The organism is Streptomyces gelaticus (genome assembly GCF_014649535.1).
In the GTDB taxonomy this organism is placed as follows: Bacteria; Actinomycetota; Actinomycetes; order Streptomycetales; family Streptomycetaceae; genus Streptomyces; species Streptomyces gelaticus.
The window spans coordinates 316,746-341,605 of record NZ_BMTF01000005.1 but is presented as its reverse complement, the minus strand read 5'-3'; the positions used below and the strand labels follow the sequence as shown (position 1 = coordinate 341,605).

The window sequence follows — 24,860 nt, the reverse complement described above, 5'->3', positions numbered from 1 at the left end:
ATTCCCAACCTTCAGATCCCTTTCGCCACCCGCCGGATGAAGCCGATGGACGCCTCCGGCTCGATGGCACGTTCGCGCATACGATCAAGAACCGCACGGTAGTTCACAAGGTAGGTCTCTGCGTGCAGGAAGGTCACTCCGGTGGGGACATCGATCTGAACCGTGTCCAGCGCAGGCACCGGGCCGCATGCATACAGGGTCGAACTCCCCGCGTTGGCAAACCCACCCGCGTCGAATGGCACTACGCGGAGAGTGACGTTGGGTCGCTCGATCTGCGCGAGCAGGTACTCAAGCTGCCTGCGCAGTACGTTGCGATCACCGAACCGCATCCGCAACGCGGACTCGTGAACGAGAAATTCACACGCGGGCGGGTCGGGGCGATCAAGGAGCGCGGAGCGCCTGACCCGGAACTCGATGTGTCGCTCCAGATCTGCGGGGTCCATGGTCGGCACCGCTTCCGCGAAAATGCCTCGCATGTAGTCGGGCTGCTGGAGCATGCCCGGCATGTGCATGATCTGCGCCGACCGCAGCATCGACGCGTGATGCTCCATCTCGGCAATGTCCAGCAGGCCGGCGGGCAGCGAGCCCCGGTACTCGTCCCACCAGTTGGGCCCGCGCTCCCTGGCCATGGCAACGAGCCCATCAATGTACTGCGCGTCCGGGCAGCGGTAGTTCGTCGCCCATACCCGCACGCGGTCACTGCTGACGCCGGAGCGTGCGGACTCGGTGTTGCTGACGGTGGTGCGGTGAAGGGTGGCGGCCTCGTTGATCGACATCCCAATGTGCTCGCGCATCCTGCGCAACTCGGCACCGAGACGCCGCTGCCGCTCGGTGGACGGCTTTCTGACAGGCACGCGCCATCTCTCCCGTTACACCAGGTCTACTTTGGCGATCTCCGTCAGGTTCCCGAGAGTTCCAGACAAGCCGCCGAGTAGCGCATCAGAAATCCCCCGCTTCACATCCCGAAGCTTGGCCAGACTCTCTTGTTCTGCCAAGATTCGACGATCACACATTTCCAGACTCGCAATAAGCCTGCCTTGCTCCTCCAAGTCGGTCGGAAAATCGATGACCAACTCCCGAAGTCTCGAAGGGTTAACATTCACTTGCTGAACCGCAACCGTCGAAATCGAACGCACGCGTTGCCGGGTTACAGGATGCTGCAACCACTCAACCAGATACCGCGGAGCGAGTCGCCGAGGATCGGGATTCAGGCGCACCAGGTAGGAAGCAAATGTTGCCCTATCGAGCTCGCCGCCCCACATACACGATTTACCGATGTGCTCAATACTGTTGGTCCTGTTGAAGAGCACGTCGCCCACCTGCAGAAGATGCTTGGAGTGCACAGGCTGCGGACAGTAACGCAGGTCACTGAGCTCAGGGCGTCCATCATGGAGGTTATTCATTCGGAGTGTCGGGATGCCGCGACTCTCCTCGTCCAGCGCAACTGAGATCCCGTAGTCCACTGACGGAACCACCTCGCGAAGACATGTCCGATCCCATCCAGCCGGCACGTCGCGGGCCGTGATCGCCGCCATTCCCCGCAATACACTTCCGCTCCGGACGGATCGAAGCTTCGCGATCGCTACCTCAGCCGCACGCTCCGATTCGGTAACCGCGCCCAAAATCTCGACGATTCGACGCTGCTGAACAAGAGAAGCCAAAGGGAATGCAAGCTTCGCGAACCTGTCTCCGCCAAGGTGCGCAACACTCGTAGTCTTCTTCGCGATCGAAGCAAATGTCCCGTCGTTCAGCCAGCTTCTGAAGACCTCACGCGCATACGCCGGAACCACACCTGGGCCACTCCGAAATCGGATGAGAGTGTTCTGAAAGAAATACTCGCTCGGCGGCCCGTCGTAGATCGCGCTGCGGCCAACCAGCTCCAGGCTCTGCCCCTCATTGAGCAGGATGTCCCCAGGCTCCAGCCCATACTTCTGCCGCTCCGAGGGGCTGAAGCTCATCGTCTTCACATCGGAGTAGTCGATCCGGCCGTCCAGGACGTTGGCGACACGAAGGTATGGAGCATGCATGCCGTCCGCCTGGCTACTGGCCGGCGAAAGCTGCTTACCCATCCGCACCTCACCGACCTCCCCCACGGGAACCCAGCGGATATCGCCCCTTTCAGCCGACATAACCCAGCTCCTTCAGGAACCCGTCCAGCCGCTTCGCCGCAGCCTCGCGACGCGTCTCGATATCGCGCAGCGACACCAGGTACTTCCGCTCCCAGCCCAGATACGTTTCGATCAACTCCCGCCGCCGACGCACGACATGGCCCTCCAGCTTCGACGCCAAGTCGTCCCGGAGGATGCCGAGCACGATCTCGCGCGCACCCGCCTCGTCCAGCGCGTCGCGCACCTCGTGCAGACGAGGCGTGGGCCGCTCCTTGTCGGCAGCGGTATCGGCACCCGTCACGTCCAGCGTCGTCTGCCCGTTGGAGGCGGACTCCGCAGCCTTCGCCCTCTTCTTCCCGACAGTGGCAAGGGCAGCGGCCTTCATGCCGCCCCCCATCCCGTCCAGCGGGTAGAACGCCTCCTCCAGCGCCTTCACCGCCTTGCCGGCCGCCGTCCGCTCCTTCTTCAGCTTCTTCAGGTCCGGCTCGCTGAGCAACGCGTCCGCCACCGCCGGATCGAGGGCCGCAGCGTCCTCGGAGGCCTCGCCCTCGCCCTGCTCCGTAACGCCCGCCGCCGCAGCAGCCCTCGCGGCCTCCGCTTCCTCGGCCGCCTTCACCTTCCCGTCCAGCTTGGCCTTGAGCGCGTCCGCCTCGGCCAGTTCGCGCAGAAAGTCCGGGGCGATCCGGGCCACGACCTTGTGACCATACGCCTGGCGCCGCTCCGCGCCCGACCGCTTGCGGGCGCCGCCCGTCCACGGATTGGGCTCCGGCTCAAGCATCGTCTCGACCGTGTCGACCCAGCCTTCGACGACGCCCTTGAAGCCGTTGCCAGCCAGTGCCTTGAGCTCGTTCCTGGCGTCCTGCCACCACCCGGCTACCGCTCCCGCGAGCGCGTACCGGTCCAGCAGGTCCACGCCGAGCAGCAGCTCACGGAACGAGGCGATCAGGTCGGCTCGCAGCCGGGCAAGCTGGGACCGCTTCTCGAACTCCGTACGGTCGTCATCCTTGTAGGGAGCCAAAGAAGCGATCTGTTCCGTCTCCACCGCCCACCACTTGTCGAACGCCTCCCACAGCTCCCGCTCCCGGCCCTCGGCCAGTGCGGTCAGCCGCCCGGCGTCCGGCCGCTCGTCCTCAGGAAGGAAGTCGACGTACGCGGAATCGGGCGTGCGCTCGGCGAACAGGTCCGTGATACCGATCCGGTACGCACCCAGCACCTCCGCCTTCTCGGCCTCGGCGATCTCCGACTTCGGCACCCCGCCCGTCAGGTGCGCGCGTACGTCCTGCGGCTCGGGCGGCGGGGTGTTGTCCACATAGCGGCGGATGTTGAGGTTGTACGCGTTCTTCTTCAGCTCGTCCCGCTCCACCCACCGGGCGAACCGTGGCACGCCCGTACCGTCGCCCACCTCGTCGTGGAATGTGGAGACGATCTTTTCCACATGCTCCGGCAGCAGAATGTTCTGTGCTCGCTCGGAGTGGAACTCACGGTCGGCGTTGATGAACAGGACCTTGTCCTGCCGGTCCTGGTGCTTCTGGCCCCTCGCCCGCAGCACCAGCACGCAGGCGGGGATGCCGGTGCCGTAGAAGATGTTGGACGGGAGGCCGATCACGGCCTCCAGCAGGTCGTCCTCGATGAGCCGGGCCCGGATGTCTCCCTCCGCGCCACCGCGGAACAGCACGCCGTGCGGCATCACGGTGAAGACCGAGCCGCCCCGACCCTCCACCATGTACAGCATGTGCTGGAGGAACATCAGGTCGGCCTTGCCCTTCTCCGACGTGTATCCGTACTTCATACGGCCGTCGAGGTCGGGCAGCTCGTCCGCGCTGTAGTCCATGGAGAAGGGCGGGTTGCTGAGCACCACGTCGTACGACTTGTCGGCGTGCAACGGGTTGGTGAGCGTGTCACCGATCTTGAGGTCGAAGTCGCTGGCGCCGTGGAACAGCATGTTCATGGTGGCCATGACCCAGGAGCCGTTGTTGGCGTCCTGTCCCGCCAGGGCCAGGTCCTCGGTGTCGCCGCCGTGCTCCTCGATGTACTCCTTGGTGTGGATGAGCATTCCGCCGGAGCCGACGCACGGGTCGTACACATGCTGGCCGGCGTGCGGGCGTGCCAGCTCGACCATCATCCGCACGACCGCACGCGGGGTGTAGAACTCGCCGCCCTTGGCACCCGCCGAGTCGGCGAAGTCCTTCAGCAGGTACTCGTACGCGGCCCCGATGACGTCCGGGAACTCGAAGTCCTCGCCCCGCAGCCGCAGACTCCCGAAATGGCCGATGAGCGCGGAGAGCCGCTTGTCCGCGAGCTTGGCCGCCGACGTTCCGGTGCCGCCGCCTCCGCCGATCCGGTTGAAGTTCACATGCCCGAAGAGGCCACGGAGCCCCTCGTTGCCCTTCTGGCCCTCCAGGACATCGAGGGCGGGCTGGAGGTAGCTCGTCGCCACGTCGTCCACCGCGCCGGCCAGCCGTCCCCAGCGTGCCAACGCGGGGACGTACATGATCCTGTCGGCCGTGTAGCGGTTGGGCTCGTCCGCCTCCTCCTCGGCCTCTTCCCGGCTCGCACCCTGCGCCATCTCTTCGTCGATGATCCGGTCACGGGCGGCGTCGAACTCGTCGTTCACCCGCTTCAGGAACAGCAGCACCAGCAGGAAGTCGCGGTACTCGGCGGCGTCCATGGTGCCGCGCAGGATGTCCGCCGCGGCGAAGAGGTGACGCTCCAGTTGATCGAGCGTGAGCTTGGCCACGGACGGACTCCCAGGTGGTGTGATGCTGTGCCGGCGAAGAAGCAGGGGAAGCGGGCGGTGGGCCGCCCGGCCGATTGAGGACGTACCCCGATGCAGCCTAATAGCCGCTGAGGAGCAGTCCGTCCTCAACGAAACACCAGACATCGGTGTACGGGTCCCACTTCTCGGGATTGACCGGGAGCTGAGCGGCATTGATCTTCTGCGCGAACTTTTTGGCGGACGCGTAACGCTGTCCGTCGGCGCTCAGCACCTGTTCCTCGCGCATGTGCTTCGACTGCTGCTCGGAGACGGTACGTACCTGTCGTCCGTACGTCGCCGCGAAGCCGGGGCGCGAGCGTAGGCGGCTGTTGGCGTCCGAGCAGACACCACCGAAGCTGCTGGTGTAGTTCGTGTAGTGCAGGAGCCGCCAGAGTTCGAAGCAGGGGTGCGAGTAGGCGATCTTGACCCCTTCCTTGTCCGCGAGCTGCCTGGCCTCGGTGATGTTCAGATGGTCGTCACGGTCGAAGAGCACCCACACCTGGGGCCAGTTCCAGTCGTCGTCCTGCTTCAGTCCGGCGTCCCTGGCCTCCCGCTCGACCTTGCGCAGGGTGCGGACGGCGTCCTTGACCATGGCGTACGGCTTGCGGTGCTTGCCTACGGCGTTCTCGTTCTCGAAGTGGTAATCGACGCTGCGGCCCGGCGTGGCCGGGGTGCCCTTCTTCACGATGATGTCGATGTACTCGGGCTCGGTGACCTCGCCCTCGGTGAAGATGTACACCTGGCGGGCGCGGTTCTTACGGCCCTTCGCGCCGCCCTTCTTCCGGGAAACGCTGTCCCCTCCCCTTGGCCTCGCCATCAGACCTCTTCCGCCTCCATCCGAGCCAAGTCGTCCGTCCGCATCAGCCGTCGCCCGATCTGGCCCTCGGAGACCTTCGGCACCGCGCCGAAGGACCCCGCGAGATACGACGCCATCAGGTCTTCCTCGTCCGTGGGATCCCAGTCGGCGACGGACGACAGCTCCGTCGCGCCCCGCTCGTCCTTCTCGGTGAGCCACAGCTGTCCCGGCTCCAGGAGCCGGCCGCCGCCCGGTGTCCGCAGCAGAGAGGGATCGTGCCCGGTGAAGATCAGCTGCGCACCCTTCGGATTCACCCAGGGGGCCTGGAAAAGACGTACGACCTCTGCTGCGAAGCGCGAGTGCAGGCTGGCGTCCAGCTCGTCGATGAGCAGCACCGCGCCGGTGTCGAGGGCGAGCAGGAGCGGACCGATCAACGCGAACCAGGAGCGAGTCCCCCAGGACTCCGAGGACCAGTCCATCGCCGTCCGCTCGCCACCGCCCGCGTGGATCAGCCGTACCACGGGTCGTCCGGACGACGACTGCTCGACTTCCACGCCCGCGATACCGAGATCGGCCACCTTCAGCAGTTCCTCGGCCCTGCGCTGGAAATCCTCGCTTCGCAGCAGCTGCATGGCCGTGTAGTCCTCGCGCTGAGTGCGCTCGGTCTCGGGGGTGACGTCCCAGAGGTTGTTCTTGAACCAGTCGAAGATCGGCGTGAGTTGTTCGTGCCCGTCGTTGGCGGCGCGGGTCAGAAGGAGGGCGTCCGGCCGCGTCGTACGGGCGAGACGCGTGCGGTCGTGGAGCCGTTCGCCAGGGAATTCGAAGTCCTTGTCCCGGCTGGCGTCCCGCTCGAACCACACCTGGCGCCGGCCCTTGGGGTAGGCGTAGAGCCATTCCGCCTCGACCCGCCGCGCGCCCAGCTCGAATCCGTACGTCCAGCGAACACCGTCGTCAAGGACGAAGTCCGCCTCGTACAAGGAGGTCTCCGACGCGGCCTTGGGGTCAAGGGCGAACTCGTCACGAGGGATACCGTCGTAGGACGTCCAGTCGGCGTAGGAGCGCAGGACCGCATGCCGCATGTTCTTCAGCGCGGCGATCACATTGGATTTACCGGAGGCATTGGCTCCGAAGACACCGACGACGGTGTGAACAGGGAGCCGACTGCCGTCCGAGAAGGCAAGCTCACGCGCTGCGGCCCGTTCCCTCTCGCTCCCCTCGGGCACGACGAACGACAGTTCCTGCTCGTCGCGCAGGGACCGGACGTTCGCCACCCGGAATCTCAGCAGCATCCTGTCTCCTTCATGGCGGACAGACTAGTCACACCATCCAGCCCGTGGGGCAGGTGCGCAGCGGCGGCCGACACCTCATGCCTGTCGGCCGCCGCTGCGGTGTTCCCTACAGGAAGGAGTTGATCTCGATGGTCTCGGTGCGGCCGGGGCCGACGCCGATCGCGGAGATCGGGGCGCCGGACATGTCCTCCAGCGCCTTCACGTACGCCTGCGCGTTCTTCGGCAGGTCGGCGAAGGTCTTCGCCTTCGTGATGTCCTCGGACCAGCCCGGCAGCATCTCGTAGACCGGCTTCGCGTGGTGGAAGTCGGTCTGGCTGTACGGGAGTTCCTCGACGCGCTTGCCGTCGATCTCGTACGCCACGCAGACCGGGATCTGCTCCCAGCCGGTCAGCACGTCCAGCTTGGTGAGGAAGAAGTCGGTGAGGCCGTTGACCCGGGTCGCGTACCGCGCGATGACCGCGTCGAACCAGCCGCAGCGACGGTCGCGGCCGGTGGTGACACCGCGCTCGCCGCCGATCCGGCGCAGCGCCTCGCCGTCCTCGTCGAACAGCTCCGTCGGGAACGGGCCGGCGCCGACGCGGGTGGTGTACGCCTTGAGGATGCCGATGACCCGGCTGATCTTCGTCGGGCCCACGCCGGCACCGGTGCAGGCGCCGCCCGCGGTCGGGTTCGACGAGGTGACGAAGGGGTACGTGCCGTGGTCGACGTCGAGCAGCGTGCCCTGGCCGCCCTCGAAAAGGACGACCTTGCCCGCGTCGATGGCGTTGTTCAGGACCAGCGTCGTGTCGGCGACGTACGGCTTGATCTGCTCCGCGTACTGGAGCATCTCCTCGACGATCCTGCCGGACTCGATCGCGCGCCGGTTGAAGACCTTGGCGAGGAGCTGGTTCTTCTGCTCCAGGGCCGCCTCGACCTTCTGCTCCAGGATCGACTCGTCGTAGAGGTCCTGGACGCGGATGCCCACCCGGTTGATCTTGTCGGCGTATGTCGGGCCGATGCCGCGACCGGTCGTGCCGATCTTGCGCTTCCCGAGGAACCGTTCCGTCACCTTGTCGATCGTGACGTTGTACGGGGTGATCAAATGGGCATTGCCGCTGATCAGCAGCTTGGACGTGTCCACGCCGCGGTCGTTCAGCCCACTCAGCTCGGAGAGCAGGACGGCCGGGTCGACGACGACACCGTTTCCGATGACCGGGGTACATCCCGGCGAAAGGATTCCGGAGGGGAGGAGATGCAGTGCGTACTTCTGGTCACCGACGACCACCGTATGGCCGGCGTTGTTGCCACCTTGGTAGCGCACCACATAGTCCACGGATCCACCGAGGAGGTCGGTGGCCTTTCCCTTGCCCTCGTCACCCCACTGAGCACCGAGCAGCACAAGTGCGGGCACAGGCGTACACCCCTTCCGGGCGGGGCATGTCCAAGGTCAGGGGGCGTACGTAAACGTCGTACATGCCGTACGACGATGTACGACAAGGCCTGAACCGTCGAACCGGGTGCCCCGGAATAGACGAAGCCCCTGGCGCAATAGCGCAAGGGGCTCTTGCACCAAGATGCTACCCGAGGAAGGACCGAGGTGTCGGCTGCCCAGCCCCCCGGCGACGGTGCGCACCAGCTGCTGGTGGTCATCGACCCGGTCGCCCGCCGGACCGACGGCGAGTCCGTGCGTATCGCGAAGGACGTGCTGAGCGCCGGTTCACACGCCAAGATCTGCCTGCCCGACGGGCCCGAGGAATTCGCCCGTGCCCTGTCCCGCCGGGGCAGTCGACGGCCGGTGGTGGTCGGCGACGACCGTGCGCTGCGGCGGGCGGTGGCCCAGTTGCACCGGGAGCGGGAGCCGGGCGGGAGCACGCTCTCGCTGGTCCCGGTCGGCACTGCGGCCGCGCTGGAACTCGCCCATTCGCTCGGCGTGCCGATGGGCGCGGTGGCGGCGGCGCGCACCGCGCTGGACGGCGCAGCGCGCAAGCTGGACCTGCTGGTCGACGACAGCGACGGCGTGGTCCTGGGCGCGCTGCACATCCCGGCCCTGAGCACGCTGCCGGGCGCGGCGGCCGGGCACACGGGGGTCACCGCGGTCTGGGACACCTGCCGCAATCTGGTCCGCACCCTGGTGCGCCCCGCTCCGGCGACACCCGCCGCCCCGCCGCCCACGCACCGGCTGCGGGTCGAGGCCGACGGCGTCCTGCTGAACGACCTGGACCGCCCGGTCGAATCGGTGACCGTGACCTCGCAGGGCGGCGACGGGGGCCTCGCGGAGGTGGTGATCCGCCCGCCGTCGGCCGATCCGGTGACGACGGAGGCGAAGGCCGTCACGGTCTCGGGCGCGGACTTCCGCTACCGGGCGGACATCCAGGTCGGCGGCCCGGTGCGGACGCGGACCTGGACGGTGCGGGCGGGCGCCTGGGGACTGATGCTGCCGGTGGCGGAAGGGTAGCTTCCGCCCAGGGGGCGAAAGCGTGTGCTCCCCTCGGCGATCGGAATCGGTGCGGCCTCGCCACCCTGGCGGAAATGATCCCCGGCCCGATGTGACGGGCGCGCACACCCGCCTGTCGGGCCCCGCGCCGCTTGCCACAGCGCCCACAGGCCCGTCAGGCGTTCGCGCGTGCCCGTCAGTCAGGCGATAGCGCGTCCACGCGTCAGGCGGTCGCGGGCCCGTCAGGCGTTCGCGTGCCCGTCGCGGGCCGGAAGGCCGAGCGTCTTGCGGTGCTCGTGCCAGCGGTCCATCGCCCCGGCCAGCTCCGCCTGCAGGAACTCGAAGAACGCCACCGTCTCGGCGATCCGGGCGCCGGCCGGGGTGTCCTCGCCCAGGATGCGGACGCCCTCCTTGAGGGTGCTCTCCCAGCGGGTCAGCACCCGGTCGCGGTTGGTGAACGTGGTGTACCAGACCTCGTCGTGCAGGCGGTAGCGGTCGCGGCGCGAGCCCGGCTCGCGCTCGCGGCCGACCATGCTGACCTGCGTGAGGTAGTTGACCGCGCCGGACACGGCCGCCGGGCTGATCTGCAGCGCCATGGCGAGCTCGGCGGAGGTCATGGAGCCGTCGTCGTCCGCGAGGAGCGCGGCGAAGACCCGGGACGCCATCCGCTGCATCCCCGCCTCGGTCATCTCGGACGCGAACCGCTCCACGAACCGCGACACGGCCTCCGCGTCACGCCCGGAGCTCACGCTCTGTTCGGTTTCGCTGGTCATCGCCCGATCGTCTCCCCTGTCTTCCCCGCCCCCGCCACAACGCCAACTTTATACGCTTCCTTAACTTCACAAATTTGTGAAAGTAGCGTACGTTCAAAACATGACGATGGCAATCACGGTGGCCGGACTGCACAAGTCGTTCGGTCGGACACACGCGCTGGACGGGCTCGACCTCACCGTCGAGGCCGGCGAGGTCCACGGCTTCCTCGGGCCCAACGGCTCCGGGAAGTCCACCACCATCCGGGTACTGCTGGGTCTGCTGCGGGCCGACGCCGGCGCCGCCCAGCTGCTCGGCCGCGACCCGTGGCGCGACGCGGTGGAGCTCCACCGCAAGGTCGCCTACGTCCCGGGCGACGTCACGCTGTGGCGCAACCTCTCCGGCGGCGAGGTGATCGACCTGTACGGGAGCCTGCGCGGCGGCCTCGACCGGACCCGGCGCGCCGACCTCGTCGACCGGTTCGAGCTCGACCCGACGAAGAAGGGGCGTACGTACTCCAAGGGCAACCGCCAGAAGGTCGCCCTCGTCGCCGCCTTCGCCTCCGACGTGGATCTGCTGATCCTGGACGAACCGACCAGCGGGCTCGACCCGCTGATGGAGGAGGTCTTCCAGGACTGCGTCGCCGAAGAGCGTGCGCGCGGCCGGACGGTCCTGCTCTCCAGCCACATCCTCAGCGAGGTCGAGACTCTCTGCGACCGGGTCAGCATCATCCGTCAGGGGCGGACGGTGGAGACCGGTTCGCTGGCCGACATGCGCCATCTGACGCGTACGAACATCAGCGCCGAGCTGGCCGGCCCGCCCGATGGGCTCGCCCGTCTGCCCGGCGTCCACGACCTCGACGTCCAGGGCCTGCGGGTCACGCTCCAGGTCGACACGGACAAGCTGGACGCCGTGCTCAAGTCGCTCTCCGCCTCGGGCGTACGGACGCTGACCAGCACCCCACCCACACTGGAGCAGCTGTTCCTGCGCCACTACGCGGCGGAGGCGCCCGGGAGCGGCGAAGGCAAGGGGGTGGCTGCGCGATGACCGCCGTGACCACGACCGTCCCGGCCGGCACCCGGCACCGGAGCCGGGCCAGCACCGGACAGCTCGCCGGGACATGGATCCTGCTGCGGCTCGCACTGAGGCGCGACCGGATCATGCTGCCGATCTGGGTGCTCGCGCTCGGTGGCTCCTTCTCCTCCGTCGGCAGCTCCATCGCCTCGCTGTACGACACCGCCGCCCAGCGCGCCGAACTCGCCGCGTCGATGAACGGAAACAGCTCGGTCCGGGCGATGTACGGACCGGTCTTCGACGACTCGGTCGGCGGCCTCGTGAGCTGGCGGATGGCCGCCTTCGGAGCGGTGCTGGCGGCCGTGATGAGCCTGATCGTCGTCATCCGGCACACCCGGGAGGAAGAGGAGACCGGCCGCCAGGAGATGCTCTCCTCCGCGATGGTGGGACGCCGCGCCCCACTGACCGCCGCGCTCCTCACCGCGGTGATCGCGAACGTGGCACTGGCGCTGGTGCTCGCGGCGGGCCTGGCGGGGGCCGGCGCGGGCGGCGCCGGGGCGGTGGCTCTCGCCCTGGCGGTCGCCGGGACGGGTGTGCTGTTCGCCTGCACGGCCGCGATCGCCGCGCAGTTCACCGAGAGCGCCCGGCTCGCCAAGGGGCTGACGGCGGCGGTGATCGGTGCCGCGTTCGTCCTGAAGGCGGCGGGCGACTCGGCGGCGGACGACGGCTCGTCCGTGCTGACCTGGCTCTCCCCCATCGGCTGGGCGGAGAACGTACGGGCGTATGCGGACGAGCGCTGGTGGGTGCTGCTCGTTCTCGCGGTGGCCGTGGCGGTCCAGGCCGTCATCGCGTACGGCCTCGCCGGGCGGCGCGATGTCGGGATGAGCTTCCTGGCCACCAGACCGGGGCCCGCGCAGGGGCGGATCGCCACGGCGTTCGGCCTCGCACTGCGGCTCCAGCGCGGTGCGCTGACCGGATGGGTGCTTTCCTTCGCCGTGGTCGGTGTCGCCTTCGGCGGGCTGACCGGCGGGGCGGCCGATCTCGTCGGTGACAACGCGAAGACCCGGGAGATCTTCGAGCGGATGGGCGGGCAGGCCGGACTGACCGACGCGTTCCTCGCCGCCATGGTCTCCGTGCTCGGGATGGTCGCGGCGCTGTACATCGTCGCGTCGGTGCTGCGGCTGCACGGCGAGGAGACCGCCGGGCGCGCCGAGCCGGTACTGGCGGGCGCAGTGGGACGGATCGGGTGGGCGGCCGGTCATCTGGTCATCGCGTTCGGCGGGGCGGCCCTGCTCATGACGGTAGGCGGCCTCGGCCTGGCCGCCGGCTACGGCCACGAACTCCCGGCCGTGCTCGGGGCGTCGCTGGCGCAGTTGCCGGCGATCTGGCTGCTGGGCGGGGTGGCGGTCCTGCTGTACGGGGCGTTTCCGAAGGCGGCTGTGGCGGCCTGGGGCTTCGCCGGGATCTGTCTGGCCCTGGGGTGGCTCGGGCCCGCCGTCGACATGCCGCAGGCGGTGATGGACATATCACCGTTCACGCATCTGCCGAAGCTGCCGGGCGGCACGGGAATGGAATGGGGCCCGGTGCTCGCACTCACCGCCGCTGCAGCGGTGCTGGTCGGGGCCGGGATGGGGGCACTGCGCAGGCGCGATGTCCTGACCTGAGGTGACGCAGGGCCGGACGGCGGCGCGGGACCGGATGGTGACGCCGGGACTTGACGGTGGCACAGGGCCTGACGGCGGCGCGGGCACTGACGGTCGCGGGACCTGACGGCGGCGCGGGCACTCACCGTCGCGGGACCTGACGGCAACACAGGACCTGACGGCAGCACAAGATCCGACGGCAGCACAGGGCCTGACGGTGACGCGGGAACCGAGGGTCGCGGGCCCTGACGGTGACGCGGGGCAGAGAGCCCCGGCGGGTGCAACCCCGCCGGGGTGGCCCTGCGTCACTCCGTTCATGGAGAACCGAAGCGAAGCCGTCCGTGGCCTCGCCGGATGCCTGGTCGTCGCCGCGGGCGGGGTCGCCGGGACACTCGCCTGGGCGCCGTACGGCAGGCGCGGCATCTTCGGCGGCTTCGAGGGCGCGACGGAGTGGAACGTGCTCTGGCTCGGGCTGCCGGTCATGGCGCTCGGCGGCATCACGGCCGGGCTCGCCCTCGTCGCCCTCGCGGGGCGGAAGTGGCGGCGGGCGCTCGGGGCGGCGGCCGTGCTCGCCGCCCTCACCGGTTTCGGGGTGGCCTTCGACGTGCTGGAGGGCCCGCCCCTGGCCTGCGGACCGGGATGCTGAGCGCAGCCCGGCCCACGTCCCGCTCGCGGCCACGCCGCCGCCCCGCTCCCGACGCCCCCGCTCCCGACGCCCCCCGTTCTCGCTCGCAACTCCCGTCACAGCTCCATGCGCGTCACAGCTCCACGCGGAGTTCCTTCAACCCCCTGATCACATAGCCCGGGTTCCACTCCGGTTCGGCCGCCGGCCGCATGGCCGGGGCGCGGCGCAGCAGCTCGCCGAAGGACGCGGCCAGCTCGACCCGGGCCAGCGGGGCGCCCAGGCAGAAGTGGATGCCGGCCCCGAAGGTGATGTGCGGGTTGTCCCGCCGGGCCAGGTCCAGCGTGTCCGGGGCGGTGAAGCGGGCCGGGTCGCGGTTGGCGGAGCCGAAGAGCAGGGCCACCTCCGAGCCGCGCGGAATGACCGTGCCGTCGATCTCGATGTCGTCCAGGACCCAGCGCTCGAACATCTGCAACGGGGTGTCGTACCGCATCAGCTCCTCGATCGCCGTCGGCAGCAACCCGTGGTCGGCGCGCAACGCGGCCAGCTGCTCGGGGTGGCGCAGCAGGGTCCACCAGCCGTTCACGGTGGTGTTGACGGTCGCCTCGTGGCCGGCATTCAGCAGCAGCACACAGGTGGAGATCATCTCCTGCTCGCTCAGCCGCTCCCCCTCGTCGTGGGCGGCGATGAGCGCGGAGATGAGATCCGTACCGGGGTTCTTGCGCCGCTCCTCGATCAGCTCGCGCAGATACGCGGAGAAGTCGAGCGAGGCGCGGACTGCGGCGCGGGCGGTCTCCTCGGACGGGTTCAGTTCGAACATTCCGCAGATCGCCGCGGACCAGGGCCGCAAAGGGGCCCGGTCGGACTCCGGAATGCCGAGCATCTCGGCGATGACGGCCACCGGCAGCGGCTCGGCGACCGCCGTGAGCAGATCGCCGCCGCCCGCCTCGACGAAGGAGTCGACCAGCTCGGCGGCCAGCCGCCGCACGGTCGGGACGAGCTGCTCGACCGTACGCGGGGTGAACGCCTTGGAGACCAGGCGCCGGATCCGGGTGTGGTCGGGGGCCTCCAGGTCGAGCAGCCCCTGCCCGTTGAGGGTCTGGAAGGGCTCGTGCTCGGCGGGCGGCGGCGTGCGGCCGAATTCCTCGTGGGTGAAACGGTGCAGATACGTGCGGCCCAGGCGGCGGTCGCGCAGCAGCGCGGACACATCGGCGTGGTGCGGGATCAGCCACTGGTCGGTCGGCTCGAAGCGGTGCACCCGGCCGGTGGCGCGCAGCACGGCGTAGGCGGGGTACGGGTCGGCGACGAAGGCCGGGGACCAGGGGTCGAAGCGGGCATCGGCCGCGGAACGGTGAGACGGGTGCATAGGCGGACGCTAACCGCACCCCGCCGCCGCCGACCACCCACCCCGCACCCACGCGCGCGGGGCCGGCGTGCTCAGGAGGGTGTGACCAGCCGGGCCTCGTACGCGAAGACGGCCGCCTGGGTGCGGTCGCGCAGCCCCAGCTTCACCAGGATGCGGCTCACATGCGTCTTGATGGTGGACTCGGCGACCACCAGATGCGAGGCGATCTCGGCGTTGGACCGGCCCTGCGCGATCAGGACGAGCACCTCCGTCTCGCGCTCGGTGAGGTCGCCGACCCGGGCGAGGGCGGGCGAGCGCGGGGTCTGCGCGAGCTTCGAGAACTCGTTGATCAGCCGCTTGGTGACGGTCGGGGCGAGCAGCGCCTCGCCGGCGGCCACCACTCGTACTCCATCGGCGAGCTGGCGCGCGGAGGCGTCCTTGAGGAGGAAGCCGGACGCCCCGGCGCGCAGCGCCTGGTACACGTACTCGTCGAGGTCGAAGGTGGTCAGCACCAGCACCTTGGCGTCCGCGTCGGCGGCGACGATCTCGCGGGTGGCCTCGATGCCGTTGAGTTCCGGCATCCGGATGTCCATCAGGACCACGTCGGGGCGCAGGGCCGCGACCTGGGCGACGGCCTGCCGGCCGTCGACCGCCTCGCCGACGACCTCGATCCCCGGCATGGCGTTGAGCAGCACCGAGAAGCCCTCGCGGACCATCATCTGGTCGTCCACGATCAGCACCCGGATGGACGGGGCGGTGGGAGTGCTCATGCCCGGTCCGCCTGTTCGCGGGGCTCGGAACCGGTCTGCTGTTCCCGGGGCTCGGAACCGGCCTGTACGGGGATGAACACGGCGATCTCGTAACCACCCTCGCCCGTCGCCTCGGCCGTCATGTCCCCGTCCAGCATCGCGACCCGCTCCCGCATCCCCGTGATCCCGTGCCCCGCCCCCGGCGAGGGCTTCACCGGACCGGTGGGCGGCCCGTTGACCACCCGCACACCGAGCCCGCCCAGCACATAGCCGATCTCCACCTTGGCGGTGGCGCCCGGCGCGTGCCGCAAGGTGTTGCTGAGGGCCTCCTGGATGATCCGGTACGCCGACAGCTCGACGCCCTGCGGCAGTTCGCGTACCGCGCCGGTGACCGTCTTGTCCGTCTCCAGGCCCGCCTCGCGGACATTGGCGAGGAGCCCGTCGAGCTGGGCGAGGGTGGGCTGCGGGGCGTCCGGGGCCTGGTAGTCCTCGGCCCGTACGACACCGAGAACCCGGCGCAGCTCGGTGAGGGCGGCGACGGCGTTCTCCCGGATCGTGACGAAGGCCTGCTCCAGCTCGGGCGGCGGATTCTCCACCCGGTACGGGGCGGCCTCGGCCTGGATCGCGACGACCGACATGTGGTGCGCGACCACGTCGTGCAGCTCACGGGCGATGGTGGTGCGTTCCTCCAGCAGCGTGCGCCGATCGCGTTCGACTGCGGTCACGGTGCGCTGCACGGTCACCTCGCGCTCCGCGTCCTGGCGGATCTGCACCATGGCGACCACGAGCAGGGCGAACGCGGAGACGACGGCCATGCCCACGGTGGTGGTCCCGGGCCGCCAGACGGCGTTCTCCATGACCGTGCCGAGCAGCACGGTCAGGCCCCACATCCAGCCGGCGGTACGCGGCCCGGTCCTGGCCGCGACGACGACCAGCACGACCAGGTGCGCGAAGAACGAGCTCGGCCCCCACGGCCACCCGCCGTGACCGACCACTGCGGTCACCGGGGTCAGCAGCAACGAGATCCAGAACGCCCCGACCGGCCTCGCCAGCGTCATCAGCACACTGCCGGCCGGGAACACCGCGAGCAGCTCACCGAGGGGGAAGTCCGCCACTGCGGTCCCCGCCAGGAAGGTGATGAGCGCCGCCGCCACCACCAGCACGTGCGGTGCCCATGCGGCGCGCGCCCGTATCCGCTCCGGCAGCAGGCGGATCAGCCGGCCGTCGGTCCGCAGCGGCGGCATCGGGCGGTAGGCGAACGCGTCGTGGATGAGCGCCTGCCGGAGGCCGCCCATCGCCCCGGCGGCCATCCGGTACTCCGGACTTCTGCTCTTGGTCTCGGTCACGCCTCCACGGTAGGGGGCGGGCCGGGGCCCGGTCGTCAGCAGTGATACGGATCCTGCGCCGTCCGTCGCAAGTACTACGGCCTCCGCCGAGCGGCCGGAACCGTACTCACCAGGCCAGTTGCGCGAGCTCCTCCGCCACCACCGCGCAGGCGTCCGCCGCCGGGTCGATCAGCGGGTAGTGGCCCACCTCGGGCAGCAGGGTCAGGCCCACCGTCTCGCCCGCCTTCGCCGCCGCGTCGACGAACGCCTCCGCGACCGCCTGCGGCACGTCGACGTCGGTGGTGCCCTGCACCACGGTGGTCGCGATGCCGGTGGGCAGCAGCACGGCCGGGTCGGCATGCGCCGCCCGCTCCCCGAAGTCCTCCGCGCGGCCGAGGAACTGGCCGACCGCCCCGGAGCACACGTCCAGGGCGACGGCCGTGGCGAAGTCGGCGATCGGTGCCAGGGCGACCACGCCCCGCAGCTGCGGGGGCGCGGGAAGCCGCCACGGCGACCCCGCCGGCAGTACATGCCGGGCGGCGGCCCACAGGGCCAGCTGCCCACCCGCCGAGTGCCCGGTGAGGACCGTCCGCCGGCCGTCGGCCTGAGGGAGCTCCCGGGCCAGCAGCTCCGGCAGAGCGTCCATCGCCGCGGCGACGTCGTCGAAGGTCTCCGGCCAGCGGCCCGCCACCGGACCGGCACCCCGCTGCTGCGGGATCCCGCCGCCGCGCCGGTACTCGACGCTGGCGACGGCGAATCCGCGCCGGGCCAGGAAATCCGCGAACGGCGACACGTGCTGCCGGTCGTACGGCGCCCGCCACGCCCCTCCGTGCAGGACGACCACGACGGGCGCCCCGCTCCGCCCGTCGCGCGGGGCGTAGAAGTCGATCAGCTGGTCGGGGTGGCTGCCATAGGCGGCGGACGCGTCGGGGACGACCGGTGGATGCGAGAAGGCCGACTCGGCCTCGGCGGCGTCCCGATCGCGCGCGGCAGAATCCGACATGCTGCTCCAACCGTCCTGTAGCTGAGCCCAACTGGCCTGACCTGCGGGGACGGTACCAGTACAGAAGGCTCCCGTCCCCGCTCAGGATCACAGCAGGAGACCGGCTCCTGCGGAGGGTCCCGCTACCTCTGCGCCAGCACCTCGCCCAGTACCCGCGCCGCCCGCTCCACGTCCGCGAACCCGACGTACAACGGCGTGAACCCGAACCGCAGCACGTCCGGCCGGCGCAGGTCCCCGACGACGCCCCGGGCGATGAGCGCGCTCATCACCTGCTTCGCGTCCTCGCAGCGCAGCGCGACCTGGCTGCCGCGTTCCACGTGCGCGGCCGGGGTCACCGAGGTGACCCGGCCCTCGGGCACGTACCCGGCGACGCACTCCAGGAAGAAGTCCGTCAGCGCCAGGGACTTGGCCCGTACCTCGTCGATGAACACCCCGTCCCACACGTCCAGCGATGCTTCGAGCGCCAGCATCGAGAGGATGTCGGGGGTGCCGACCCTGCCCCGTACCGCGCCGTCGGCCGGGGTGTACTCAGGGGTCATGCCGAACGGGTCGGCGTGCGACGTCCACCCCGGCAGGGGCGAGTCGAAGGCCGCCTGGTGGCGTTCGGCCACGTACAGGTAGGCGGGCGAACCCGGGCCGCCGTTCAGGTACTTGTACGTGCAGCCGACCGCCAGGTCCACGCCGTGCGCGTCGAGGCCGACGGGCAGGGCGCCCGCGCTGTGGCACAGGTCCCAGACCGCGATCGCGCCCGCCTCGTGCACGGCGGCGGTGAGTCCGGGCAGGTCGTGGAGCCTGCCGGTGCGGTAGTCGACATGGTTGAGCAGCACGGCCGCGGTACGGGGGCCCAGCGCTCCGGGCACCTCGGCGGGGGCGACCGGAACGAGCCGGTGGCCGGTGATCCGGGCCGCGGACTCGGCGATGTACCCGTCCGTGGGGAAGGTCGTCGCGTCGACGAGGATCTCGTCGCGCCCCTCCGGCGCCAGCCGGGTCGCCGCGACGACGGCCTTGAAGACGTTCACACTGGTCGAGTCCCCGACGACGATCTGTCCGGCGGCGGCCCCGACGAGCGGGGCGATCCGGTCACCGATCCGTTCCGGCGCGGTCCACCAGCCGCTCTCGTCCCAGGACCGGATGCGCAGCTCGCCCCACTCGCGGGTGAGGACCTCCTGCACCCGGGCGGGCACGTGCGCGGGCAGTGCGCCGAGCGAGTTGCCGTCGAGATAGACGGTGTCGTCGAGGGTGAACAGCTTCCGCCGGTCCGCGAGCGGGTCGGCGGCGTCGAGTGCCGCGGCCCGCGCGGCGAAGGACTCAGACATGGCTGCGCGCCGTCCACAGCTCGGGGAAGACGTTCTTCGTGGCCCGCTTCTCCAGCCAGGCGACCCCGGCGGAGCCGCCGGTCCCGGTCTTCGAGCCCATCGCGCGCCGGGTGGCGACGAGGTGGTCGTTGCGCCAGCGCCACACCAGTTCGCCGACATCGGTGAGCGCCTCACCGAGCCGGACCAGGTCATCGTGCCGTTCCGGGTCGGCGTATATCTCCGCCCAGACCGCCTCGACCTCGAAGGACGGTTCGTACTTCTGCGTCAGGTCCCTGGTGAGCACGGACCGGGGCACGGCGAACCCGCGCCGGGCGAGCAGGGCGAGCGTCTCGTCGTACAGACCCGGCTCGCCGAGCGCCTTCTCCAGCTCGGCATGGACGCGGGGCGCGCCCCGGTGCGGCACCAGCATGGACGCGGACTTGTCGCCGAGCAGGAACTCCATCCGCCGGTACATCGCCGACTGGAACCCGGAGCCCTCGCCGAGGGCCGAGCGGTAGGAGTTGAACTGGGCGGGGGTGAGCTGGGCGAGCGGGGTCCAGGAGGCGTTGAGCGCCTCCAGCTCCCGCACCGACCGCTTGAGCGCGTCGCGTGCGACGGTCAGCCGGTCCTCGCGCAGGGCGTGCGCGGCGGTCTCCCACTCGTGGACGATGACGGTGAACCACAGCTCCATCACCTGGGTGGTGACCAGGAAGACCATCTCGCCCGGATCGTCGGAGAGAGGGTGCTGGAGATGGGTCAGGACATCCGCCTGGACGTAGTCCTCGTACGGAGTCGTTCCCGCGAAGTCGAGGTGCGGGGTCTGCGCACCGGTGGCTTCGGGGTCGGGGTGGATCGTCGACATTGCTGTCTCCTCGACACGAGCTTCCGGGTAGCGGTCCGCCCCTTCCGTGAGGTGGTGGAGCTCCGGTCCCCTGTCGGCATCCTAGACGGACGCCCCAGGGGCCCGCAGACCCCACAGACGTACCACCGTCCGCGGGGTCCGGGGCAGGGTTCTAACCGAGGGTCTCGGCGGCGGTCGGCGAGGAGTCGCGCAGGAAGGCCGAGCAGCGCTCGTACTCCTCCTGCTCACCGATCGCCTGGGCGGCCCGTGCCAGGGCATGCAGGGCGCGCAGGAAGCCGCGGTTCGGCTCGTGCTCGAACGGTACGGGGCCGTGGCCCTTCCAGCCGGCTCTGCGCAGTGCGTCGAGGCCGCGGTGGTAGCCGGTGCGGGCGTAGGCGTACGACTCGACGACGCGGCCGCCGTCGAAGGCCTCGTCGGCGAGCTGGGCCCAGGCCAGGGAGGAGGTCGGGTACTTCGCGGCGACATCGGCGGGGGCCGTGCCGTTCGCGAGCAGCTCGCGCGGCTCCGGGTCGTCGGGCAGATGGGTCGGGGGAGGGCCCCCGAGCAGGTTCTCGTGGATCGACATGGGTTCAAGTGTGCCTGGCACATGCGTGCCGGGGTACCCGGGCACCGCGCGCACGGTCAGCCGGTGCCCGGGTTCTCCGGCTCCTCGTGCGCGGGTTCCAGGGGCGGGGCGGAGATGCCGCAGTGCACCGTGCACTCGGGGCGGGCCTGCTCCTCCTCGCCGGCCGTGACCAGCGGTCCGCGTACCGTCGTCCAGGCGATCGCCGCCCCCAGCACGAGCAGCCCGGCGCACATCGGCATGGCCCGGCGGAAGGTCGAGGCGAACTCGTCGGCGTTCCGGTAGGCCTCCGGGCCCATTCCGGCGAGCAGCGGCAGCGCGGCCACCGCGATCAGCCCGGCGGCGCGGGCGGCCGCGTTGTTGATCCCGCTGGCGAGCCCGGCCCGCGCGGTGTCCACGGAGGCCAGGACGGTCGCGGTGAGCGGTGCGACCAGGGTGACGAGCCCGATGCCGAGGACGCCGACCGCGGGCAGCACATCGGTGAGGTAGCCGGAGACGGAGTTCGACCCCGGCCCGACCCGCAGCATCAGCAGCATTCCCGCGGCGGCGACCAGCGGGCCCACGGTGAGCGGGATGCGGGGTCCGATGCGCTGCCCCAGTTCGCCCGAGGCGGCCGAGAAGAGCAGCATCAGGACGGTCGACGGCAGCAGCGCCGTGCCCGCGCCGAGCGCCGAGTACCCGGCCACCACCTGGAGCTGGATCGCGGCGAGGAAGAAGTAGCCGCCGAGCGCCGCGTACACGCAGAGGGTGATGACGTTGACGACGGTGAACTGCCGGGACGCGAAGACCGAGGGCGGCACCATCGGCTCCTTCCGGGTGCGCTCCACCCGTACGAAGGCCGCCCCGAGCAGAACCCCGGCGACGGCCGCCCCGATCACCGCACCGGACGCCCCCTGTCCCGGCGCCTCGATCAGCGCATAGGTCACCAGGGCGAGGGCGAGCGCCCCGAGCACGGCACCCAGCACGTCGAAGCGCCCGTGCGCGTGCGGGTCGCGCGATTCCGGTACCTGGCGCAGCGCCACCGGCACGCAGACCGCGGCGAGCGGCACATTGAGCAGGAACACCCACCGCCAGCCCGGCCCGTCGACGAGCCATCCGCCGACGAACGGCCCGACGGCGGCCCCGACCCCGCCGAGCCCCGACCACAGCCCGACCGCGCGGGCCCGGTCGTCGGGGTGGAAGCTCGCCTGGATCAGGGCCAGCGAACCGGGGGTCAGGAGCGCCCCGCCGATGCCCTGGAGGGCGCGGGCGGCGATCAGGACGGCGGCGTTCGGCGCCAGGCCGCACAGCACGGAGGCGGTGGCGAACCAGATGACGCCGACGACGAAGACCCGCCGCCGCCCGTACCGGTCACCCAGGGCTCCCCCGAGCAGGATCAGCCCGGCGAGGGTCAGCATGTAGGCGTTGACGGTCCACTGGAGGGCGGCCAGGTCGGCGCCGAGGTCCTTGCCGATGCGGGGCAGGGCGACATTGATGACGGTGGAGTCCAGCATGGCCATGCTGGAGCCGAGGACGGTGGTGAGGACGACCCAGCGTCCGGTGGCGGAGGCGACGCGGATGGCGCCCGTCTCGGCTGCGTCAGGCATACGAGCAGCATCCCCGCTCCGTGCCGGGAAGGCCATCGCGCGGGGCGCCCGGCCGACGGGGTCAGCCCGTCAGGTCGACCAAGGGGCGGCTGTCGGCCGCACCGTTCCAGTCCACGGCGAAGCCGGCACCGCGGAACGCCCGGACGACGAGCTCACCGGCGTGTTCCGTCCTCCGGGTGCTCCAGCGTCCAGCAGCGCGGCAAGGACGGCTGCCGCGCAGGCCGGGTCCGTCTCCGCTCCCATCGCGGCCCGGTGCAGGAGGCTCCACCCGTACTCGTCGACCGCGGCGGCGTCGAACCCGGCGTCCAGGACGGCCCGTACCGCGGCGAGGTCGCCGTCGCGTGCGGCTTCGAAGGCGTCCATCGGCGGCATCCCTACGACACCCCTCCCGTCACGGCCCGTACGCCCCTGATCAGCGCCTCCACCCCGGCCTCCGCCTTGGCACGCGGGCACCCCACGTTCAGCCGCACGAAGCCCTCCGCGCCGTACACCCCGCCCGGCATCACCGCGACCTTCTCCCGCTCCACCAGCACCCGCTGCAACGCCTCGTCGCCGTCGACGCCCGAGGGCCGAAGGTCGATCCACGCCAGATAGCCGGCCTGCGGCGGCCGCCACCCCAGCTCCGGGAGCTCTTCGTCCAGCCGCCGCGCGACCAGCGCCAGATTCCCGGCGACATACGCCCGGAGCGCGTCCAGCCAGGTCGCCGACTCCCGGTACGCGGCGATGTGCGCGGTCAGCGACAGCACCGCCGGGGAGGCGAGCCCCTCGGCCGTCTCCATCCGGCGCAGGTACTCCGCCCGGTCGGCCGGGTCGCCGATCAGCCCGTACGAACCGGTCAGCGCCGGGAAGTTGAACGCCTTCGACGCGGAGGTGATCAGCGCCCAGCGCCCCTGGCCCGCGACCCTCGTCCACGGCACATGCGTGTGGCCCTCGTGCACGAAGTCCGCGTGTATCTCGTCGCTGATCACCGCGACCCCGTACCGCGCCGCGAGCGACGCCATGCCGCCCAGCTCGGCCTCCGTCCACACCCGGCCCGTCGGGTTGTGCGGCGAGCACAGGATCAGGACCTTGCTGTCGGGGCGGGCCAGTTCGCGTTCCAGCGCGGCGCCGTCCCCCACCGGCACGCCCCGCAGCTCCCGCCCGAGCCCGGTGACCGCCTTGCGGAAGCCGTCGTACGTGGGGGTGTGGACGACCACGCCCTCGCCCCTCGACGTCCACATCTGCAGCAGCTGCGAGAGCTGGCTGAGCACCGAGGGCCCGTACACCAGCTGCCCGGTGTCCACCTCCGTGCCGTACCGGGTCGCGTACCAGTGGGCTATCGCCGAGCGGAAGTCGTCCTGCCACCAGTTCGTGTAGCCGAACACCCCGTGGTCGAGGCGGGAGCGCAGCGCGCTCAGCACCTGCGGGGCGGTCTCGAAGTCCATGTCGGAGATGGTGAACGGCAGCAGCCCGTCCACCCCGAACCGGTCCGCGACCCCGTCCCACTGGACGCACCAGGTGCCCCGGCGGTCGACGACGGTGTCGAAGTCATAGCGCGTACTGGAACCCACAGCGACCCCTTACGTATGCGTCTGTCGGACATGCCGTGGGCCCGGCACCCCACGGGGTACCGGGCCCACGGCCACACTTCGTACCGGCTGCTACTTCAGCTTGGTGCCGGTGGAGCGCAGGTTGGCGCAGGCCTCCGTGACGCGCTTGGCCATGCCCGCCTCGGCGGACTTGCCCCAGCTGCGCGGGTCGTAGACCTTCTTGTTGCCGACCTCGCCGTCGACCTTCAGCACACCGTCGTAGTTGCGGAACACATGGTCCACGATCGGGCGGGTGAAGGCGTACTGGGTGTCGGTGTCGAGGTTCATCTTCACGACGCCGTTCTCCAGCGCGGTGGCGATCTCCTGCTCGGTGGAGCCGGAGCCGCCGTGGAAGACGAAATCGAACGGGTGGCTGCCGGCGGCCTTGCCGTACTGGGCGGCGACGCCCTCCTGGAGGTCCTTCAGCAGCTCGGGACGGAGCACGACATTGCCCGGCTTGTAGACGCCGTGGACGTTGCCGAAGGAGGCGGCCAGCAGGTAGCGGCCCTTCTCGCCCAGGCCGAGCGCCTCGGCGGTGCGCAGCGCGTCGTCGACGGTGGTGTACAGCTCGTCGTTGATCTCGTGCGTGACGCCGTCCTCCTCGCCACCGGTCGGGGTGATCTCGACCTCAAGAATGATCTTGGCGGCGGCGGCCTTGGCCAGCAGCTCCTGGCCGATGGCCAGGTTGTCGGCCAGCGTCTCGGCCGAGCCGTCCCACATGTGACTCTGGAACAGCGGGTTCTCGCCCCGGGCGACGCGCTCGGCGGAGATGTCGAGCAGCGGACGTACGTAACCGTCCAGCTTGTCCTTGGGGCAGTGGTCGGTGTGCAGCGCGACCGAGATGTCGTACTTGGCGGCGACGATGTGCGCGAACTCGGCCAGGGCGACGGCGCCGGTGACCATGTCCTTGTTGTGCTGGCCGCCCAGGAACTCCGCCCCACCGGTGGAGATCTGGACGATGCCGTCGCTCTCCGCCTCCGCGAAGCCGCGCAGTGCAGCGTGCAGGGTCTGGGTCGACGTCACGTTGATGGCCGGGTAGGCGAACTTGCCTGCCTTCGCCCGGTCGAGCATCTCGGCGTAGACCTCGGGGGTTGCGATGGGCATCTGACCGCTCCTTGGGGTATGCGGGTGTGCGTGCTGGTTCCCTGACCTGGGGGCGACGTCATCGTCGCCCC

22 protein-coding genes are annotated in these 24,860 nt (G+C 70.3%); 4 read left to right on the top strand and 18 right to left on the bottom strand.

The window, feature by feature from the left end:
* Positions 1–11: 11 nt before the first annotated feature.
* From IE107_RS10445 to IE107_RS10420, 6 genes are all read right to left on the bottom strand, one after another.
* Positions 12–854, bottom strand: a complete 843-nt coding sequence (locus IE107_RS10445) for a helix-turn-helix domain-containing protein (protein WP_229866818.1) — start codon at positions 852–854, stop codon at positions 12–14.
* Between the two features lie 15 nt (positions 855–869).
* Positions 870–2,129 carry a restriction endonuclease subunit S gene (locus tag IE107_RS10440; protein ID WP_189543407.1) on the bottom strand — a complete coding sequence of 420 codons (1,260 nt, stop codon included), beginning with the start codon at positions 2,127–2,129 and terminating at the stop codon, positions 870–872.
* Positions 2,119–4,845, bottom strand: coding sequence for a type I restriction-modification system subunit M (locus IE107_RS10435; RefSeq protein WP_189543406.1), 2,727 nt, complete (start codon positions 4,843–4,845; stop codon positions 2,119–2,121). The genes IE107_RS10440 and IE107_RS10435 overlap by 11 nt, the downstream gene beginning before the upstream one ends.
* A 97-nt stretch (positions 4,846–4,942) precedes the next feature.
* Positions 4,943–5,680 (bottom strand): RloB family protein, encoded by a 738-nt coding sequence (locus tag IE107_RS10430; protein ID WP_189543405.1) that lies wholly within the window; start codon positions 5,678–5,680, stop codon positions 4,943–4,945.
* Entirely contained in the window at positions 5,680–6,948 is a 1,269-nt protein-coding gene (locus IE107_RS10425) for an AAA family ATPase (protein WP_189543404.1), read from the bottom strand. The genes IE107_RS10430 and IE107_RS10425 overlap by 1 nt, the downstream gene beginning before the upstream one ends.
* 106 nt (positions 6,949–7,054) lie before the next feature.
* The gene (locus tag IE107_RS10420; protein WP_189543403.1) at positions 7,055–8,338 is read right to left on the bottom strand and encodes an adenylosuccinate synthase; all 1,284 of its coding nucleotides are present in this window, start codon (positions 8,336–8,338) and stop codon (positions 7,055–7,057) included.
* Positions 8,339–8,524: 186 nt separating this feature from the next.
* Here IE107_RS10420 and IE107_RS10415 point away from each other — a divergent pair, with 186 nt between their 5' ends.
* Positions 8,525–9,382, top strand: a complete 858-nt coding sequence (locus tag IE107_RS10415) for a diacylglycerol kinase family protein (protein ID WP_189543402.1) — start codon at positions 8,525–8,527, stop codon at positions 9,380–9,382.
* Positions 9,383–9,603: 221 nt separating this feature from the next.
* Here the strand turns inward: IE107_RS10415 and IE107_RS10410 are convergent, their stop codons facing one another.
* Positions 9,604–10,134: a GbsR/MarR family transcriptional regulator gene (locus tag IE107_RS10410; RefSeq protein ID WP_189543401.1), complete on the bottom strand. Its 531-nt coding sequence runs from the start codon at positions 10,132–10,134 to the stop codon at positions 9,604–9,606.
* A gap of 100 nt (positions 10,135–10,234) precedes the next feature.
* Between IE107_RS10410 and IE107_RS10405 the strand changes: the two genes are divergently transcribed.
* The 3 genes from IE107_RS10405 (at position 10,235) to IE107_RS10395 (ending at position 13,414) form a co-directional block, all read left to right on the top strand.
* On the top strand, positions 10,235–11,158 hold the full coding sequence (locus IE107_RS10405; protein ID WP_189543400.1) for an ABC transporter ATP-binding protein: 924 nt from the start codon (positions 10,235–10,237) through the stop codon (positions 11,156–11,158).
* Entirely contained in the window at positions 11,155–12,789 is a 1,635-nt protein-coding gene (locus tag IE107_RS10400) for an ABC transporter permease (RefSeq protein ID WP_189543399.1), read from the top strand. The genes IE107_RS10405 and IE107_RS10400 overlap by 4 nt, the downstream gene beginning before the upstream one ends.
* Before the next feature lie 295 nt (positions 12,790–13,084).
* Positions 13,085–13,414, top strand: coding sequence for a hypothetical protein (locus IE107_RS10395; protein WP_189543398.1), 330 nt, complete (start codon positions 13,085–13,087; stop codon positions 13,412–13,414).
* 112 nt (positions 13,415–13,526) lie between these two features.
* Here the strand turns inward: IE107_RS10395 and IE107_RS10390 are convergent, their stop codons facing one another.
* The 11 genes from IE107_RS10390 to fbaA form a co-directional block, all read right to left on the bottom strand.
* A complete protein-coding gene (locus tag IE107_RS10390) occupies positions 13,527–14,756 on the bottom strand; it encodes a cytochrome P450 (RefSeq protein WP_189543397.1) in 1,230 nt (409 codons plus the stop codon).
* Positions 14,757–14,827: 71 nt separating this feature from the next.
* Positions 14,828–15,505, bottom strand: a complete 678-nt coding sequence (locus IE107_RS10385) for a response regulator (RefSeq protein WP_189543396.1) — start codon at positions 15,503–15,505, stop codon at positions 14,828–14,830.
* Complete coding sequence (locus tag IE107_RS10380; protein WP_373302420.1) at positions 15,502–16,830, bottom strand: sensor histidine kinase; 1,329 nt, start codon at positions 16,828–16,830, stop codon at positions 15,502–15,504. The genes IE107_RS10385 and IE107_RS10380 overlap by 4 nt, the downstream gene beginning before the upstream one ends.
* A gap of 106 nt (positions 16,831–16,936) precedes the next feature.
* Positions 16,937–17,812, bottom strand: a complete 876-nt coding sequence (locus IE107_RS10375; protein ID WP_189543395.1) for an alpha/beta hydrolase family protein — start codon at positions 17,810–17,812, stop codon at positions 16,937–16,939.
* Positions 17,813–17,934: 122 nt separating this feature from the next.
* Positions 17,935–19,128: a kynureninase gene (kynU, locus tag IE107_RS10370; RefSeq protein WP_189543394.1), complete on the bottom strand. Its 1,194-nt coding sequence runs from the start codon at positions 19,126–19,128 to the stop codon at positions 17,935–17,937.
* The gene (locus tag IE107_RS10365; RefSeq protein WP_189543393.1) at positions 19,121–19,969 is read right to left on the bottom strand and encodes a tryptophan 2,3-dioxygenase family protein; all 849 of its coding nucleotides are present in this window, start codon (positions 19,967–19,969) and stop codon (positions 19,121–19,123) included. The genes kynU and IE107_RS10365 overlap by 8 nt, the downstream gene beginning before the upstream one ends.
* Positions 19,970–20,120: 151 nt before the next feature.
* The gene (locus IE107_RS10360; RefSeq protein WP_072487865.1) at positions 20,121–20,534 is read right to left on the bottom strand and encodes a DUF3151 domain-containing protein; all 414 of its coding nucleotides are present in this window, start codon (positions 20,532–20,534) and stop codon (positions 20,121–20,123) included.
* A gap of 56 nt (positions 20,535–20,590) precedes the next feature.
* Entirely contained in the window at positions 20,591–22,117 is a 1,527-nt protein-coding gene (locus tag IE107_RS10355) for an MFS transporter (RefSeq protein WP_189543392.1), read from the bottom strand.
* Positions 22,118–22,186: 69 nt separating this feature from the next.
* Complete coding sequence (locus tag IE107_RS10350) at positions 22,187–22,480, bottom strand: ankyrin repeat domain-containing protein (protein ID WP_189543391.1); 294 nt, start codon at positions 22,478–22,480, stop codon at positions 22,187–22,189.
* Between the two features lie 11 nt (positions 22,481–22,491).
* A complete protein-coding gene (locus tag IE107_RS10345) occupies positions 22,492–23,667 on the bottom strand; it encodes a MalY/PatB family protein (RefSeq protein WP_189543390.1) in 1,176 nt (391 codons plus the stop codon).
* A gap of 90 nt (positions 23,668–23,757) precedes the next feature.
* The gene (gene fbaA / locus IE107_RS10340; RefSeq protein ID WP_189543389.1) at positions 23,758–24,789 is read right to left on the bottom strand and encodes a class II fructose-bisphosphate aldolase; all 1,032 of its coding nucleotides are present in this window, start codon (positions 24,787–24,789) and stop codon (positions 23,758–23,760) included.
* Between the last annotated feature and the right edge of the window lie 71 nt (positions 24,790–24,860).

What these genes read in the sequence shown, in the direction of transcription:
- IE107_RS10440 (WP_189543407.1), bottom strand. Translation starts at nt 2,129, where the DNA reads ATGTCGGCTGAAAGGGGCGATATCCGCTGGGTTCCCGTGGGGGAGGTC.
- IE107_RS10430 (WP_189543405.1), bottom strand. Translation starts at nt 5,680, where the DNA reads ATGGCGAGGCCAAGGGGAGGGGACAGCGTTTCCCGGAAGAAGGGCGGC.
- IE107_RS10425 (WP_189543404.1), bottom strand. Translation starts at nt 6,948, where the DNA reads ATGCTGCTGAGATTCCGGGTGGCGAACGTCCGGTCCCTGCGCGACGAG.
- IE107_RS10410 (WP_189543401.1), bottom strand. Translation starts at nt 10,134, where the DNA reads ATGACCAGCGAAACCGAACAGAGCGTGAGCTCCGGGCGTGACGCGGAG.
- IE107_RS10405 (WP_189543400.1), top strand. Translation starts at nt 10,235, where the DNA reads ATGACGATGGCAATCACGGTGGCCGGACTGCACAAGTCGTTCGGTCGG.
- IE107_RS10400 (WP_189543399.1), top strand. Translation starts at nt 11,155, where the DNA reads ATGACCGCCGTGACCACGACCGTCCCGGCCGGCACCCGGCACCGGAGC.
- IE107_RS10395 (WP_189543398.1), top strand. Translation starts at nt 13,085, where the DNA reads ATGGAGAACCGAAGCGAAGCCGTCCGTGGCCTCGCCGGATGCCTGGTC.
- IE107_RS10390 (WP_189543397.1), bottom strand. Translation starts at nt 14,756, where the DNA reads ATGCACCCGTCTCACCGTTCCGCGGCCGATGCCCGCTTCGACCCCTGG.
- IE107_RS10385 (WP_189543396.1), bottom strand. Translation starts at nt 15,505, where the DNA reads ATGAGCACTCCCACCGCCCCGTCCATCCGGGTGCTGATCGTGGACGAC.
- IE107_RS10375 (WP_189543395.1), bottom strand. Translation starts at nt 17,812, where the DNA reads ATGTCGGATTCTGCCGCGCGCGATCGGGACGCCGCCGAGGCCGAGTCG.
- kynU (WP_189543394.1), bottom strand. Translation starts at nt 19,128, where the DNA reads ATGTCTGAGTCCTTCGCCGCGCGGGCCGCGGCACTCGACGCCGCCGAC.
- IE107_RS10365 (WP_189543393.1), bottom strand. Translation starts at nt 19,969, where the DNA reads ATGTCGACGATCCACCCCGACCCCGAAGCCACCGGTGCGCAGACCCCG.
- IE107_RS10360 (WP_072487865.1), bottom strand. Translation starts at nt 20,534, where the DNA reads ATGTCGATCCACGAGAACCTGCTCGGGGGCCCTCCCCCGACCCATCTG.
- IE107_RS10355 (WP_189543392.1), bottom strand. Translation starts at nt 22,117, where the DNA reads ATGCCTGACGCAGCCGAGACGGGCGCCATCCGCGTCGCCTCCGCCACC.
- IE107_RS10350 (WP_189543391.1), bottom strand. Translation starts at nt 22,480, where the DNA reads ATGGACGCCTTCGAAGCCGCACGCGACGGCGACCTCGCCGCGGTACGG.
- fbaA (WP_189543389.1), bottom strand. Translation starts at nt 24,789, where the DNA reads ATGCCCATCGCAACCCCCGAGGTCTACGCCGAGATGCTCGACCGGGCG.